Origin of the sequence: Streptomyces sp. ADMS, from assembly GCF_033441795.1 — a bacterium.
In the GTDB taxonomy this organism is placed as follows: Bacteria; Actinomycetota; Actinomycetes; order Streptomycetales; family Streptomycetaceae; genus Streptomyces.
The window spans coordinates 1-15,026 of the sequence record NZ_JAVFVX010000107.1 but is presented as its reverse complement, the minus strand read 5'-3'; the positions used below and the strand labels follow the sequence as shown (position 1 = coordinate 15,026).

The window sequence follows — 15,026 nt, the reverse complement described above, 5'->3', positions numbered from 1 at the left end:
CCTCCGGCACGACGAGCTGGACGACCGGTACGGGTTCCGCCTCCGGCACGACGAGGTGAGCGTCCTCGGGCGGCATCGGGGCGCCCTCGGTCTCCTCCGGGGCCTGCGCCACATCGGGGGTCTCGGGGGCCGCCGGGAAGACGGGGCCGGCTTCGGGAGCCTCAGCGGCTGGAGTCGCCACGGCGGGCTCCGGGATATGGGGGGCCTCGAAGGCGTACGCACCCTCGAAACCCTCGGCGCCCTGGCCGGCGTACGCGTCCTCCGGCGAGTGGGCCGAGGGAGCGGCCTCGGGCGTCTCGTAGGTACCCTCCGGCTGCTCCTCCTCGCGCGCCGCCTCCGGGGTCGCCTCCTGGAGCGCCGGGGCGGGCTCCGCCGGCTCCGTCACCCCAGGCGCCTCGGGCTCCGGAGTCGGAGTCGGAGTCTCGGTCAGAAGTGGAACAACCGTTTCCGCCGTGTGCACCCCCTCGGTCACCAGCGGCGCCGGCGCGGCCTGCACCGCTGTGTGAGCCTGCGCTTGGGCGCCCCAGGGAGCCGCGCCCTGCGGGGCCGTTTCGGCAAACAGAGGAGCCGCGTCGAGGTATTCGGGGCCGGGGGCCTGTGCGGGCGCACCGAACTGGCGTACGGGTGCGGGCATGCCGGCCGGGCCCCGGTCGGCGAGGGAGCGGACCGGGCTCGCGGAGGCGTCGGGGGTCGGCGGGCCGAGGTGCAGCGGGCGGCGGGGCGGGATCGGTGCCGTCGCCAGGGAGGCGGGGGCCTGGGTCGCGAGGCGTACGGCGCTCAGGTCGACCGAGCCGCTGTCGCGGCCACCGGTCTCGTGCGGGCCGGGCTCGTGCACGGCCTCGACGACGGGCGCCGGAGCGGGTGGAGCGACCTCGTTGCCCCACGCGCTCTGGGCGCCCGGGAGCAGCAGCAGGTCTTCGTCCTCGGCGGTGGTCTCGGAGAGGTAGGTGTACGCACCGTGCGCGGGAACGCCCGGCTGTTCCACCATGCCTGCGCTCTCCGGCAGTCCCTCGGCCGGGACCTGGCCGGTGTCGGTCATGCGTACCCCTCGCCCATCGGTTAGTGCTTCTACGACCAGCTCGCCCGTCACGGCTCACCGATCGCCCCGTAGTGAAGAACGAGCATGCGTGCCCAGCGGCACGAACGACCCGTCCCAGAAAGACGACAAAGCCACTAACTGGCATTGTCGCCATCAACTGGCATTCTTGCGGCCGTTCCGCCGTAGCGGCACCTTGATCCGCCACGGACCGCTGTGGACTGCGCCACGTTGCGCGCCCTGCCGGTCCCGCCGTACCACACTCACCCCAAAACGGGCGCGTTTTCCGGACATTGGGCTACGAAGTACCGGGCCACGGAGTGCAGTGCAACGGTCGGCCAGCCTACCGCGCGCAGTACGACAACAGGATCGCGGGACGGCAACCGGCGTCAGGGCGCACGGTCGGGCAGTACTCCGCTGAGCAGGAACGCGACGCTCCGCTCCTTCTCCGTCCAGGCCCGGATGTCGAGCACGACGGACTGGAGGAGGGCGCACTCGACCTGGTAGCCGTGCTCGGTCAGGTCGCGGCCGACGAGTTCGGCCGCGTCGCGGGTCGCCGCGTGCGTGACGATGCGCTGCGGGCGCCGGTCGGCGACCGCGGAGACCACCGCCGCTCCCCCGCCGCCGACGCGGACGACGTCGGGCTCGGGGAGGTCCTCGAGTATGTGCGGGGCCTCGCCGCGCACGATCTGGAGCTGGACGCCGAAACGCCGGGCGGCGAAGTCGGTGCGGGCGCAGGCCTCCACGTTCCGGTCGACGGCGATGACGGCGGCGCCGCTGCGGGCCGCGTCGGTGGCGAAGGCGCCGCTGCCGCAGCCGATGTCCCAGACGAGGTCGCCCACGCGCGGTCCCAGGCGGGCGAGTTGGGCGGCCCGCAGCAGCTCGGTCTCGCCCTCGGCGGGTGCGAGCGGTCCGCCGGACGTGGTGGAGCCGTGACCGTACGCCTCGGTGGGCAGGGCCCAGCCGCGTGGGCCCGCGGCCGGGTCGCGGCCCGCGATCCAGCCGCTGTCGTCGCTCGCGGCGGCGGGGCCACCGATGACGATGACGACGTTCGGGTCGCGCCAGGCACGGTCGGCGGCCTTGTCGGAGGTGAGGACCGTGATCTGTTCGCGCTCGGTGCCCAGTTCCTCGCAGATGACGAAGGTGCGGTGGACCCCGTCGAGGAGCAGGCCGAGTTCGGCGGGTCCGGCGCCGGGTGAGGTGAGGACGGCGACCTTGGGGTGGGCGCGGCACACGTTGACCGCGCGGCGCAGGGTGCGGCGGTGGGCGACGACGACCTCGGAGTCGTCCCAGGGCATGCCGGCGCGGGCGAACGCGGTGGCCACCGAGGAGACGGCGGGGACGACCTCGACCTCCAGGCCGAACTCGGGGGCGCGCAGCATGCGTACGACACCGAAGAAGCCGGGGTCTCCGTCACCGAGGACGACGGCGGTGCCGCGATGGCCGGCGATCCGGCGGGCGGCGAGGGCGACGCTGCCCAGGCGGATGCGTTCGGCGGCCGGGGGTACTTCGGGGAGCGCGAGATGGTGGGCCGCGCCGGCCACCAGCGTGGCGGCGCCGAGGGCGGAGCGCGCCGTGGCGGTCAGGGGCGAGCCGTCCCAGCCGATCACCGTGACCCGGTCGGCCATCGTCGTCAGTCTCCAGAGGGTTCGCGCGGGGCGTCGACAAGCAAGGGACATCCCGTACGGAGTCGGACGCTACGGGGTTACGTGAGCGTACCTGGTGTGCTCGGCGCGACTGCCGACGGTCAGTTCCAGTTGGAGTACGACGTGAAACCGCTGCTGTCGGCCATATCCTCACCGGCTCCTTCGAGGTCCTCGGGCAGCAGGCTCCACACGATGAAGTCGGTGCGTACGTCGGTCCAGGTGTCGTCCTCGGTGCGTACGTGCGCTATACAGGCTCCCCGCAGGACACCCTCGCTGATACAGCCGATCTTCTGGGCGACCTGCTGGGAGGCGGTGTTGTCGGCGGCCGTGCGCAGCTCGACCCGCTCGAACTTCTGGTCGCCGAGCACCCATTGGGAGGTGGCGAGCGCGGCCTCGGAGGCGTAGCCCTCGCCGCGCGCCCAGGGGGCGATGATGTACGACAGTTCGGTGGACCGGATGTGCCAGTTCGTCTTGGTGAGCTGGACGATGCCGACCAGGCGCTGGGTGAGGAACTCGGTGACGGCGAAGTCGAGGCCGCGGCCCTCGGTGCGTTCGGCGGGCGCGTACTCGGTGATCCAGGTGCGGGCGGCGTCCTCGGTGAAAGGCTGGGGGACGTCGGTCCAGGCAGCGACCTGTTCGTCCCTCATCATCTCGGCCAGCGCGGGGATGTCGTCCTCGTCGAGAGGGCGCAGTACCAACCGCTCCGTGCTGATGGAGATGTTGGGGAAGGTGCTCGTCATGCGCCGCTCCGTAGCCGTCGAAACCTGCAGACCTACAAACCCACAAACCTGCACGGCCTGCCGAACTGCCCAGCATGCAGCATGCGGCCTCGGAACCGCATCACGGGGTCCACACCCGGTAAGGGAGCGGACCCCGTACGTGTCGGTAAGTACCCCTCAGAGGGAGGGGATCACGGAACCGTCGCACTTGTCCTCGATGAACTTCGCGACCGCGGCGGAGGTGAGGAGCTTCGCCGGCTTCGCGACCCGGGGGGTCGTCCTCGTTGTTCTTCCCGACGGCGAGGAAGCTGCCGTACGGGTTGTTTTCCGGGGGGCTCCGGGACAACGGTGTCGGCGGCGGGTGAACGCGAGACTCGGGAGTGGTGCGGGGGCTTTCCAGAAGGCGCACACTCGACACATACAACGAGCACCGGGCGTCAGGATCGCCTCGGTCGCTAGGGTGCGGCCGCTCAGGGGGTCATACGATCAGCAAAGCAGACGTATGGGTGCGGCCGAGAATGTCCGTCCCCTGCGTGTCCATATCCCGGACAGGCATGGACGCGGATGACCCCCGTGGCACCCCGGCGACGCGACCCGGGGCCGACCGCATCAGGCATTTTGAGCCGTAATAGGGTCGCGGCATGCTTGATGCCCTGACGGTCGCGACCGCCGTCGCCGCTCTCGCGCTCGCCGCCTGGTGCGGGTGGGCCGCCTCTCGCGATCAGCCCACCAAGGACTGGCACTTCATCGGCATGGGCGTGGTCACCCTGCTCGCCGTGGTCCAGCTGGTGGTCGGCATCGTCCAGCTCGTCCGGGGCGAGAAGCCGGAGCAGGGTACGACGATCTTCGTGGCGTATCTGCTGGGCGCACTGGCGTGCGTGCCGGTGACCGGGTTCATGTCGCTGGCGGAACGCACACGCTGGGGCTCGGTGACGGTTGCCGCCGGCGGTGTGGTGCTGGCCGCACTGGAGGTGCGGCTCCATGACATCTGGGGAGGGTGAGATGGCCACCACGGACAGGTCCGCGCAGGAGCAGCCTGTGCGCGAGCGGCTCATCAGCGGGCCGGGCATGCTGCTGGTCTGGCTGTACGGCGTGATGGTCGTCGGTGCGGTGTCCCGGTCCGCCGTGCAGATCTCGACCGAGTTCGGGCATGCGCCGCTCGCCTACTCGCTGTCGGCTGTCGCCGGTGTGGTGTACGGGTTCATCACGTACTCACTGGTGCGGGGCGGGGAGACGGCGCGGAAGGCCGCACTGGTCTGTTGCGCCGGTGAGCTCGCCGGTGTGCTGGTCGTGGGGACGTGGACGCTGGTCGAGCCGTCCGCGTTTCCCGACTCGACCGTGTGGTCCGACTACGGGGTGGGATACCTGTTCATTCCGGTGCTGCTGCCGATCTCCGCGATGTACTGGCTGCGGAAGGCCCGGGCGCCCAAGGGGGAGGCTGGCTGAGGTCTACTGCGCGGCTGCGGGGCCGTTGTGGCTTGTCGCGCAGTTCCCCGCGCCCCTGTCGGAGCGCCCCCTGGCCCTCTTTCAGGCGGTTGCCGCGTAGGTCCCCGCCGGCTTTTCCAGGACGATCATCGGCACTCCGTCGCGGCCCTTGTCCGTGCCCACCGTCTCGTAGCCGACCCGGCGGTACAGGCGCAGGCCGGCGTCGCTGCGGTGGCCCGCGCTGAGGCGGAACCTCTTGGCGCCGCGTTCCTCCGCGAGCGCCGACTCGGCCGCGCGCAGGAGGCGGGCGCCGATGCCGTGGCCCTGGAGGCGGGGGTGGACGCAGAGCTTGCCGATGGACGCCGTGCCGTCGGGGTTCGGCGTGCCGCGCACCGAACCGACCACCTCCTCGCCCAGCCGCGCCACGAAGACGCAGTCCGCGCCGACTTCCTCCCGGACGGAGTCCAGGGTCTGGACGAGCGGATCGATCCGGTAGTTGCCGTACAGGGCCGCCTCGCTCTGGAAGCACAGGTACTGCAGCCGGAAGATCTGTTCGGCGTCCCGTTCCGTCGCCACGGAGATGGTCACGCTCATGCCCATGTGTGCACGCCTCCCGCTCACCTGCTCAGTCGTATGTCCTCACTCCTATCCCCGCGCTTCGCGCGCCGCAACCTCCGGCGTCAGCAATCGACGGAGACATCCCAGGCATCTAGAACGTTCCGGGCCAAGACTTCCCTGTGAGATACCCAACTCCCCCGCGATTTCCCGGTATGTGAGGTCCTTCGGCGACAGCAGGGCCTCCATCAGAACCGGGCAGCGGCCGGGCAGGCGGCGCACCGCGTCACGCAGGGCGCGATGACGGGCGGCGGTGAGGGCGAGCTGCTCGGGGCCCGGGCGGTCGTCGGCCGCGGGCTGATCACCGTACGGCCGTTCGATGCGGGCGGTACGGCGGTTGCGGCGGGCCTCGGAGCGGACGGCCCGGCGGAGCCAGTTCTGCGGGTCGGCCGGCGGGCCGTCGGAGTCGAGGCGCTCCAGGAGGCGGAGCCAGACGGCCTGTTCCAGATCGCCCGGCTCGTCGCCGTATGCGTACGCCTCCGCCGAGGCCTCGGCGGCCAGCAGGGGGCGCAGGGCGGAAACCATGTCGTGGGTCATATGCGGCACGACGCGGCCGCTCCGGCGAAAGGTTGCCGGAACGGCCGGTTGTCACCCCAACCGGGTCCGGACGTTCAGTCGTTGACGAAGTCCGCGCGGGCCAGCACACCCGTGTCCGGGTTGTCCGTGAAAACGCCGTCGATACCCGTCGCGAAGTACGTCCGGTACGCGCCGAATGCGTCTCCGAAGGCGTCAGCGTCCGTGCCGTTGCGGAAGTTCGTCGGCAGGAAGGGGTTCTCGTTGCGCATGGTGTACGGGTGCAGGATCAGCCCCGCCGCGTGCGCGTCCGCGACCAGGGTGGTCGGTGAGGTGAGCGCGCCCGTCGAGTCCTTCGGGACGACCAGGTCGAGGGTCGGGCCGATGCCCTGTGCGTACGAGGCGATCTCCTTCAGACCGGCCGGTTTGATGAGGTCGGCGACGGTGCGCGGGTCGCCGGTCGTCACGAAGTCCCAGGGGCGTGTGCCCGCGGCGGAGAGCAGGACGACGAGCGGGTTGCCCACCAGCCGGTTCAGACGCTGGATGCTGGTCGGCTCGAAGGACTGCAGGATGACGGGTGAGTTCCTCCTGTCCTTGCCGTGCTTGCGCAGCAGCTTCGCGACCCGCTCCTCCAGGCCCAGGCCGAGCTCCCGGAAGTAGGTGGGGTGCTTGGTCTCGGGGTAGATCCAGACCTGCTTGCCGCGCTTGCGGGTCTGCTCGTCCTGCCAGCGGAGGACCTCTTCGAAGGTGGGGATCTCCCAGTGGCCGTTGTAGAGGGTGTTGTGCGGGCGGTTGGCCGGAATACGTTCGATCGCGCGCAGCGTCTTCAGCTCGGCGAGCGTGAAGTCCTCGGTGAACCAGCCGGTGAGGGAGACGCCGTCCAGGACCTTGGTGGTCCGGCGGCTCGCGAACTCGGGGTGGTCGGCGACGTCGGTCGTCCCGCCGATCTCCGGTTCGTGGCGGCAGACGATGTGGCCGTCCTTGGTGGGGACCAGGTCACCGGCCTCGACGATGTCCGCGCCCAGGTCGAGGGCGAGTTGGTAGGACCCGAGGGTGTGCTCGGGGCGGTACCCGCTGGCACCCCGGTGGCCGATGATCGTCGGTACGGGCAGGCCCTTCAAGCCACCGCCTCCGTGCTTCGCGTCGCGCTGCGCGTTCCGCCTGGCGTCCTGGGCATCGGCTCTCGCCGCGCCGGGCAGCCCGAGGACCGCGCCGCCCGCACCCAGCATCGCGGCTCCGAGCAGCGCCCGCCGCCCCGTCGCCGCCGACTCCCCCTGCGCATGGCCGTTCGACTCCAGCGTGCCCATGAGCGTCCCTCCTGCCGCACCGTCATCTGTTCGAACGAACCGATCGTAGGTGCGTGTACATGTCGACAGGGAGACCGTGGACGGAACACGCGGGTGACGCTGGATGTCGTGAGGAAGCGGTCGAGGAGAGGCGGATCAGGACGGACCGGTGGCCGGTCCGCATTGGCGGCAGCTCGGCGGGTACGCGTTCATCGGGCGTACCCGTACGTCTTCGCGCGATGTCCGTCACATTCATGGCGGGCTGTGATGTGCTGGCAACAGTGCGCCACCGCAGGTAAACGCGGGTCAACAGTGCGTAAGTAGTCGGTGAACCCGATGTGCACTACCCCCCGAGGCGCGAGTATCGTCCTCACCTGCACAGACTTATACCGATCCCTTGACACCGGAGGGCCCGTTGTCCCGCTTCGTGCTCATCAAGGCACTGCTCGGACCGATCATGCGCCTGATGTTCCGCCCACGGGTGGAGGGCATGGAGCACATCCCGGGAGACGGGCCGGTGATCCTGGCCGGCAACCACCTCACGTTCATCGACTCGATGGTCCTGCCGCTGGTCTGCGACCGGCAGGTCGTGTTCATCGGCAAGGACGAGTACGTCACCGGCAAGGGTTTCAAGGGCCGCCTCATGGCGTGGTTCTTCACCGGCGTCGGCATGATCCCGGTGGACCGGGACGGGGCCAACGGCGGTGTCGCGGCGCTGATGACCGGCCGCCGGGTGCTGGAGGAGGGGCGCATGTTCGGGATCTACCCGGAGGGCACGCGCTCCCCCGACGGGCGTCTCTACCGGGGGCGCACCGGCATCGCCCGGCTGACGCTGATGACAGGCGCGCCGGTTGTGCCGTTCGCGATGATCGGCACGGACAAGCTGCAGCCCGGCGGGGCGGGGATGCCCCGGCCGGGGCGGGTCACGGTGCGGTTCGGTGAGGCGATGGAGTTTTCTCGGTACGAGGGGATGGACCGGGACCGGTATGTCTTGCGGGCGGTGACCGACTCGGTGATGACCGAGGTCATGCGGTTGTCGGGCCAGGAGTACGTGGACATGTATGCCACGAAGGCCAAGGCCGCTTAGGGGTATTGGGGGTTGTCTGCCGGCCGCGGGGGCTTCGCGGCTGTCGCACAGCTCCCCGCACCCCTGGAGGGGCGCTATTCAGGGGCCCCTACGGGTGGTCGCCGCGCCCCTCCAGCCGCTGACCCTTCAGCAGTACCCAAGCTGCCCCCGCCGCTGCCAGCAGCACCACCGCCCCTGCCCCCGCCGCCAGTGCGATGCCGTCGGTGAAGGCCTCGCGGGCCGCCGTCAGCAACGCCTCACCAGTGGGCGCCGGCAGGCCCGCCGCCGTTTCCACCGCGCCGCCCAGTGATTCGTGGGCCTCGGGCGGCGTGCCCGTCGGGGCGTCGAAGTTCCGGTAGACGCCGGTGACGACCGAGCCGAGCAGGGCGATGCCGAGGGCGGCGCCCAGCTCGTACGCCGTCTCCGACACCGCGGCCGCCGCACCCGCCTGCTCCTTGGGGACGCCGGCCAGGATGACGTCGGAGGTCACGGTGAACGAGAGGCCGGCGCCCACGCCGACGACCAGGAGCGCGGTGCCGAGCAGGGGATAGCCGGTCGACTGGTCCACCAGGGTGAGCGTGGCCAGGGCCAGGCCGATGGCCGCGAGCCCGCCCGAGACCACCGCCCGTACCGAGTAGCGCCGGGCCGCCGCCCCGGCGAGCAGGCCCGCAACCACCGCACCGATCGCTGCGGGCAGTTCCGCGAGGCCGGCCTCCAGCGGCCCCCGGCCCTGCACGAGTTGCAGGTACTGCGAGAGGAAGAACACCAGCCCGGACAGTCCGAGGATGGTCAGCAGGTCGGAGAGCACGGCCCCGCTGAACCCCCGGTCGCGGAACAGCCGCATGTCCAGGAGGGGGATGGGCAGAGCGAGTTGGCGGCGCACGAAGCCGTACAGAGCGGCGGCGCCCAGAACTGCCGCGCCCAGCGCCGGCCACGAGAACCCGTGCGACGCCGCCTCCTTGATGCCGTACACGATGCCGACCATGCCGACGAGCGACAGGACGACGCTCCGCAGGTCCCACGGGCCCGGCGCCGGGTTGCGCGACTCGGGCAGCAGCCTGATGCCGACGACGACGAGGACCACCATGACGGGCAGGTTGATCAGGAAGACCGAGCCCCACCAGAAGTGTTCGAGCAGGAAACCGCCGACGACCGGGCCGACCGCTGTACCGGCGGAGGCGGTAGCGCCCCAGATGCCGATGGCGAGGCTGCGTTCGCGCCGGTCGTGGAAGAGGTTGCGGATCAGGGCGAGCGTGGCCGGCATCAGGGTCGCGCCCGCGACACCGAGCAGCGCCCGCGCCAGGATCAGCAACTCCGGTGTCGTCGCATAGGCGTTGAGCACGGACACCGCGCCGAACGCGGTGGCGCCGATGAGCAGCAGCCGCTTGCGGCCGATGCGGTCACCGAGGCTGCCCATGGAGACGAGCAGGCCCGCGATGACGAACGAGTAGACGTCACCCATCCACAGCAACTGGGTGCCGGACGGCTTCAGGTCCTCGCTGATGAAGGGGGTCGCGAGACCGAGCACGGTCGCGTCGACGGCCACCAGCAGCACGGCCAGCACGAGGACGGACAGCGCGAGCCAGCGGCCCGGACGCCTCTCTTCCTCCGTCGCGCGGGCCGGCTGCAGGGTGCTGGTCATGATTCCTCTCTCCGGAGTGCGCCGCCGAGCAACAGCTCGACGATCATGTGGTTGAAGTCCTTGGCGGCGACCCGGCCCTCGCTCACAGCCCAGGCGCCCGAGGCCATGAGGCCGTAGAGCGCCTCGGTGAGCCAGGCGGGGGTGAGGTCGATGCGGAACTCGCCGTCCTGCTGGCCGCGGCGGAACAGAGCGGCGATGCCGGCGTCGATCCTGGCCCAGCCCTCGTTCTGCTCCTCGCCCTCGAACAGCTGGTTCTCGGTGTAGAGGAACGCGAGCAGTCCGGCGGCGGGTTCGAGCTCCCGCACCAGGCGGCGGACGGCCTCCTGAGCGGTGCCGTCACCGAGTCGCGCGGCCGTCAGAGCCGCTTCGCACTCCTCGATGCCGAGCCCTTCGAGGGCCCGTACGAGTGCGTCCCGCCCTGCGAAGTGGCGGTGCAGCGTGGCCCGGCTGATTCCGGCCGCCCTGGCGACCTCGTCCATCGTGGACGTGGATTTCCGGGTGAGCAGGGCGGCTGCGCTGCGCAGCATGTGTTCACGATCGACGGCCATGAGACAACCGTAGGCCATGTGAGACATTTTTGTCTCACCAGAGGCGTGTGCGTCTCAGCTCACTGGCTTCGCAGGGCTCTCAGTGCCAGGGCAGCTGCCCGCGTCGCTCCCAGTAGACGCGCGGCTCCTCCACCAGCGCGGCCAGGCGCGACAGCTGCTCCTCGTCGAGGTCGACGACCGCCGCGTGCAGGTTCGAAGCGAGCTGACCGACCGTGGCAGCGCCGGACAGCACGACCCCCGCCCACGGCTGCCGCAGCACCACCGCGAGGGCGACGGCGTCCACGCCGAGCCCCGTCTCCTCGGCGATCGCCCGTACGGTGTCCGGTGCCTGCCCGGCGGTGAGGCGGCCGTTGGCCATGCCCTCCTTGACGATCACCGTCAGTCCGGCGTCGTGGGCCTCGGCCAGCGCGGGCCCCACGGAGGTCTCCAGGACGTTGTACGTCGACTGGACCGTGCGGAAGAGGGGCTCGCCGTCGACCGTGACCGCGAGGGCGGCACGGACGGTGTCGGCCTGGGCGGGGCCGCTGGTGGAGAAGCCGATGGTCAGACCCTCCGCGGCGGCCTCCGCGAGGCGGGCGTGCAGTTCCTTGTCCGACAGGGCCGGGCTCTCGGGGGTGAGTGAGTGGATCTGGTAGAGGTCGAGCCGGTCGCCGAGCAGCTGGCCGCTCTCGGCGCGCTGACGCTCGTACGCCGGGAGGGTGTGGTCCTTGACCTCGTGCTGCTCGGCGTCGGTGGTCCAGTCCGCGGTGTAGGTGTAGCCCCACTTGCTGCCGATCACGACGTCTTCGATGTCGGGGCGCGCGGTCAGCCAGGCGGCGAGGAACTCCTCGGAGCGGCCGTACGAACGGGCCACGTCGAAGTAGCGGACGCCCTGGGCGTAGGCGGCGTCGAGGAGTTGGTGGGTGCGGGTGCGGAGGGTGTCTACGCTGCGGTTCTCTCCGAGGTCTTCGTCTCGGTTGAGGTTGATGTAGCCGGGGCGGGCGACTGCGGCGAGGCCCAGTCCGAGGTGGCAGGTGGGGGTTGTCGCTGTGGCCAGTCGGGTGAAGGGCATCGCGGGTTCCGTTCGGTCGGTCCGGTACGGCTTCGACCAACGTAACCCGCGATGACCTTTGCGGGGTTTGCTGCGCGAGGGGGGCGCCGGGTGTCTTTCGCCCCCGCCGCCCCTACCCGTACCGTCCGCGTCCCATCCTTCGGGGGCTGTGCCCCTTGGGCCCCCGAAGGCCTCAGAGCCCGGTGTCTGGGGTGCTTTGGCGGGTGCGGGTTCACTGTGGCTTGTCGCGCCGTTCCCCGCGCGCCCTTTTCGGGGCGCCTCAGCTAGCTCTTCCTGGCCGTGGCCCATTCGTGCTGGGCCTTCACGTCTGCCTTTACCTCTGCCAGCTGGATCGCCACCGCGCTGGGGGCCGTGCCTCCTCGGCCGTTGCGGGAGGCCAGGGCGCCCGGGACGTTCAGGACCGAGCGGACCTCCGGCGTGAGGTGGGCGCTGATCTTCGCGAACTGGTCGTCCGTGAGGCCGTCCAGTTCGACCCCGTCGGCTTCCGCGGCCTTGACGCACTCGCCGGCGACCTCATGGGCGACCCTGAACGGCACGCCCTTCTTGACCAGCCACTCGGCGATGTCCGTGGCCAGGGAGAAGCCGGCCGGGGCCAGTTCCTCCATGCGCTCGCGGTGGACGGTGAGCGTGGCCATCATGCCGGTGAAGGCGGGGAGCAGGACTTCCAGCTGGTCGCAGGAGTCGAAGACCGGCTCCTTGTCCTCCTGGAGGTCGCGGTTGTAGGCGAGGGGCAGTGCCTTGAGGGTGGCCATCAGGCCCGTCAGGTTGCCGATCAGACGGCCGCTCTTGCCGCGCGCCAGCTCCGCGATGTCCGGGTTCTTCTTCTGCGGCATGATCGACGAGCCCGTGGAGAAGGCGTCGTGCAGGGTCACGAAGGAGAACTCCTTCGTGTTCCAGATGATGATCTCCTCGGCGATCCGGGAGAGGTTCACGCCGATCATCGCCGTGATGAACGCGAACTCGGCGACGAAGTCGCGCGACGCCGTGCCGTCGATGGAGTTGCCCACGCTGCCGTGCTCGAAGCCGAGGTCCCTGGCGACCGACTCCGGGTCCAGGCCGAGGCTGCTGCCCGCGAGCGCGCCCGAGCCGTACGGGGAGACCGCGGTGCGCGCGTCCCACTGGCGCAGGCGCTCCGCGTCCCGGGACAGGGACTGTGCGTGGGCCAGGACGTGGTGGGCGAACAGGACCGGCTGGGCGTGCTGGAGGTGGGTGCGGCCGGGCATCGCCACGTCCGGGTGGGCCTCCGCGAGGCCGATCAGCGCGTCCTGGAGGTCGGCGATCAGGCCGCCGATCGTACGGGCGTGGTCCCTCAGGTACATGCGGAAGAGAGTGGCGACCTGGTCGTTCCTCGACCTGCCCGCCCGGAGCTTGCCGCCGAGGTCGGGGCCGACGCGCTCCAGCAGGCCGCGTTCCAGGGCCGTGTGGACGTCCTCGTCGGCGATCGTGCCGACCAGGGTGCCGTCGGCGACGTCCGCAGCGAGCTGGTCGAGGCCGGCCAGCATGCGCGTCAGCTCGTCCTCCGTGAGCAGGCCCGCCTTGTGCAGCACGCGCGCGTGGGCACGCGATCCGGCGATGTCGTAGGGCGCGAGCCGCCAGTCGAAGTGGACGGACGCGGACAGCTTGGCCAGGGCCTCGGCGGGACCGTCGGCGAAACGGCCGCCCCAGAGCCGTACGTCACCGCTGTTGCTGCTCACTTGCGTTGCTCCTCGGAGGGTGTTGCTGCTCTCAGGTTGCGGATACACGTTCCGGAGACAGGTTCCAGATGTACGTCCGGATGTGCGACCGCCTCCCCACCCGTACGGAGGGGAGGCGGTGACAACAACGGTATCGGTTACGCCTGGTCGCGCTTGGCCGCGATCTTCGACGACAGGCTGTAGATGTCGATGAAGCCCTTGGCCGCGGCCTGGTCGAAGGTGTCGCCCGTGTCGTACGTGGCGAGGTTGAAGTCGTACAGCGAGGTGTCGGAACGCCGGCCCGTGACGACCGCGCGACCGCCGTGCAGGGTCATCCGGACATCGCCGTTGACGTGCTGGTTGGCCTCGTTGATGAAGCCGTCCAGGGCGCGCTTGAGCGGGGAGAACCACTGGCCGTCGTAGACCAGCTCGCCCCAGCGCTGCTCGACCTGGCGCTTGTAGCGGGCGAGTTCACGCTCGACCGTGACGTTCTCCAGCTCCTGGTGGGCCGTGATCAGGGCGATCGCGCCCGGGGCCTCGTACACCTCACGGGACTTGATGCCGACGAGACGGTCCTCGACCATGTCGATCCGGCCGATGCCCTGGGCGCCGGCGCGCTCGTTGAGCTGCTGGATCGCCTGGAGGACGCTCACCGGCTTGCCGTCGATGGCGACCGGGACGCCCTCCTTGAAGGAGACGACGACCTCGTCGGCCTCGCGGGGGGTGGCCGGGTTCGAGGTGTACTCGTAGATGTCCTCGATCGGGGCGTTCCAGATGTCCTCCAGGAAGCCCGTCTCGACCGCGCGCCCGAAGACGTTCTGGTCGATGGAGTACGGGGACTTCTTGGTGGTGGCGATCGGGAGCTGCTTCTCCTCGCAGAAGGCGATCGCCTTGTCGCGGGTCATCGCGTAGTCGCGGACCGGGGCGATGCACTGAAGGTCGGGGGCGAGGGCCACGATGCCGGCCTCGAACCGCACCTGGTCGTTGCCCTTGCCCGTGCAGCCGTGGGCGACCGTCGTGGCGCCGTGCTTCTGGGCGGCGGCGACGAGGTGTTTGACGATCGTCGGCCGGGAGAGGGCGGAGACCAGCGGGTAGCGGTCCATGTAGAGGGCGTTGGCCTTGATCGCCGGGAGGCAGTACTCCTCGGCGAACTCGTCCCTGGCGTCCGCGACCTCGGCCTCGACGGCACCGCAGGCGAGCGCGCGCTTGCGGATGACGTCCAGGTCCTCGCCGCCCTGGCCTACGTCGACCGCTACGGCGATGACCTCGGCGCCCGTCTCCTCGGCGATCCAGCCGATGGCGACGGAGGTGTCCAGACCGCCTGAGTAGGCGAGTACGACGCGCTCGGTCACGGGTTTTCTCCTCACAGTGCATTCGCTGACATGCATGAGTATGCAGCACTCTGCATGGTTCGTCAATCTCGGAAAATTTTCCCGTTGATGTCTGGCGAGCCTTTGAACACTCGAAACCGCTTTCCCGTACTTCACGCCGGACGCAGGCGCCGCGTCTGTAAAGCGAGTGGAACCACGCAGCCACCCTGACCCGAGTGAGGCATCCGCATGTCCAGGGCTCTTCCGAAGTACAACAAGCGTCGTGTGGGCATCATCGGCGGCGCCGCCGCAGTGGCCCTGTCCGGCGCGATCGTCGCCGGCTCCGCCCTTGCCGGGGAAACGTCCAAGAGCAACACCACGGCCAAGGCGACCACCAAGGCCGCGACCTCGACGGTGAACTGTCCGGCGGTCGCGCCCAGACTGCCCGCGATCCCGGCGTCGGCGAAGGCCGAGGTCGACCGCAACCTCGCCCTGC

Annotated in this window: 13 protein-coding genes and 3 pseudogenes; 4 read left to right on the top strand and 12 right to left on the bottom strand. The window is 70.4% G+C overall.

The features are described from left to right. From RB628_RS32430 to RB628_RS32415, 4 genes and pseudogenes are all read right to left on the bottom strand, one after another. Positions 1 to 1,039, bottom strand: a pseudogene (locus tag RB628_RS32430) (5,6-dimethylbenzimidazole synthase); the annotation flags it as partial. A 386-nt stretch (positions 1,040 to 1,425) separates the two neighbouring features. Next, a complete protein-coding gene (gene cbiE / locus RB628_RS32425) occupies positions 1,426 to 2,664 on the bottom strand; it encodes a precorrin-6y C5,15-methyltransferase (decarboxylating) subunit CbiE (RefSeq protein ID WP_318324184.1) in 1,239 nt (412 codons plus the stop codon). A gap of 119 nt (positions 2,665 to 2,783) precedes the next feature. Continuing rightward, positions 2,784 to 3,422 carry a GNAT family N-acetyltransferase gene (locus RB628_RS32420; protein WP_318324183.1) on the bottom strand — a complete coding sequence of 213 codons (639 nt, stop codon included), beginning with the start codon at positions 3,420 to 3,422 and terminating at the stop codon, positions 2,784 to 2,786. A gap of 156 nt (positions 3,423 to 3,578) precedes the next feature. Then, positions 3,579 to 3,729: pseudogene (locus tag RB628_RS32415) on the bottom strand (MetQ/NlpA family ABC transporter substrate-binding protein); the annotation flags it as partial. 313 nt (positions 3,730 to 4,042) lie between these two features. On the opposite strand from RB628_RS32415, the gene RB628_RS32410 reads away from it, so the two are divergent. After that, positions 4,043 to 4,402 carry a hypothetical protein gene (locus tag RB628_RS32410; RefSeq protein WP_318324182.1) on the top strand — a complete coding sequence of 120 codons (360 nt, stop codon included), beginning with the start codon at positions 4,043 to 4,045 and terminating at the stop codon, positions 4,400 to 4,402. After that, positions 4,383 to 4,847 (top strand): hypothetical protein, encoded by a 465-nt coding sequence (locus RB628_RS32405; RefSeq protein ID WP_412180756.1) that lies wholly within the window; start codon positions 4,383 to 4,385, stop codon positions 4,845 to 4,847. The genes RB628_RS32410 and RB628_RS32405 overlap by 20 nt, the downstream gene beginning before the upstream one ends. An 81-nt stretch (positions 4,848 to 4,928) precedes the next feature. Here the strand turns inward: RB628_RS32405 and RB628_RS32400 are convergent, their stop codons facing one another. From RB628_RS32400 to RB628_RS32390, 3 genes are all read right to left on the bottom strand, one after another. Beyond that, complete coding sequence (locus RB628_RS32400; RefSeq protein ID WP_318324181.1) at positions 4,929 to 5,426, bottom strand: GNAT family N-acetyltransferase; 498 nt, start codon at positions 5,424 to 5,426, stop codon at positions 4,929 to 4,931. A gap of 45 nt (positions 5,427 to 5,471) precedes the next feature. After that, positions 5,472 to 5,978 carry a sigma-70 family RNA polymerase sigma factor gene (locus tag RB628_RS32395; protein WP_318324195.1) on the bottom strand — a complete coding sequence of 169 codons (507 nt, stop codon included), beginning with the start codon at positions 5,976 to 5,978 and terminating at the stop codon, positions 5,472 to 5,474. Between the two features lie 74 nt (positions 5,979 to 6,052). Continuing rightward, entirely contained in the window at positions 6,053 to 7,261 is a 1,209-nt protein-coding gene (locus tag RB628_RS32390; RefSeq protein ID WP_318324180.1) for a glycerophosphodiester phosphodiesterase, read from the bottom strand. A gap of 394 nt (positions 7,262 to 7,655) precedes the next feature. Between RB628_RS32390 and RB628_RS32385 the strand changes: the two genes are divergently transcribed. After that, positions 7,656 to 8,327 carry a lysophospholipid acyltransferase family protein gene (locus tag RB628_RS32385; protein ID WP_318324194.1) on the top strand — a complete coding sequence of 224 codons (672 nt, stop codon included), beginning with the start codon at positions 7,656 to 7,658 and terminating at the stop codon, positions 8,325 to 8,327. A gap of 88 nt (positions 8,328 to 8,415) precedes the next feature. Here RB628_RS32385 and RB628_RS32380 read toward each other — a convergent pair whose 3' ends face one another. The 5 genes from RB628_RS32380 to RB628_RS32360 form a co-directional block, all read right to left on the bottom strand. Then, positions 8,416 to 9,948 carry an MFS transporter gene (locus RB628_RS32380; RefSeq protein WP_318324179.1) on the bottom strand — a complete coding sequence of 511 codons (1,533 nt, stop codon included), beginning with the start codon at positions 9,946 to 9,948 and terminating at the stop codon, positions 8,416 to 8,418. Further along, a complete protein-coding gene (locus RB628_RS32375) occupies positions 9,945 to 10,496 on the bottom strand; it encodes a helix-turn-helix domain-containing protein (RefSeq protein ID WP_318324178.1) in 552 nt (183 codons plus the stop codon). The genes RB628_RS32380 and RB628_RS32375 overlap by 4 nt, the downstream gene beginning before the upstream one ends. Before the next feature lie 79 nt (positions 10,497 to 10,575). Next, complete coding sequence (locus RB628_RS32370) at positions 10,576 to 11,547, bottom strand: aldo/keto reductase (protein WP_318324177.1); 972 nt, start codon at positions 11,545 to 11,547, stop codon at positions 10,576 to 10,578. A gap of 263 nt (positions 11,548 to 11,810) precedes the next feature. Next, on the bottom strand, positions 11,811 to 13,241 hold the full coding sequence (gene argH, locus RB628_RS32365) for an argininosuccinate lyase (protein WP_318324176.1): 1,431 nt from the start codon (positions 13,239 to 13,241) through the stop codon (positions 11,811 to 11,813). A gap of 137 nt (positions 13,242 to 13,378) precedes the next feature. Then, positions 13,379 to 14,572 carry an argininosuccinate synthase gene (locus RB628_RS32360; protein WP_318324175.1) on the bottom strand — a complete coding sequence of 398 codons (1,194 nt, stop codon included), beginning with the start codon at positions 14,570 to 14,572 and terminating at the stop codon, positions 13,379 to 13,381. Positions 14,573 to 14,779: 207 nt separating this feature from the next. On the opposite strand from RB628_RS32360, the pseudogene RB628_RS32355 reads away from it, so the two are divergent. Continuing rightward, positions 14,780 to 15,026 (top strand): annotated as a pseudogene (locus tag RB628_RS32355) (hypothetical protein); the annotation flags it as partial.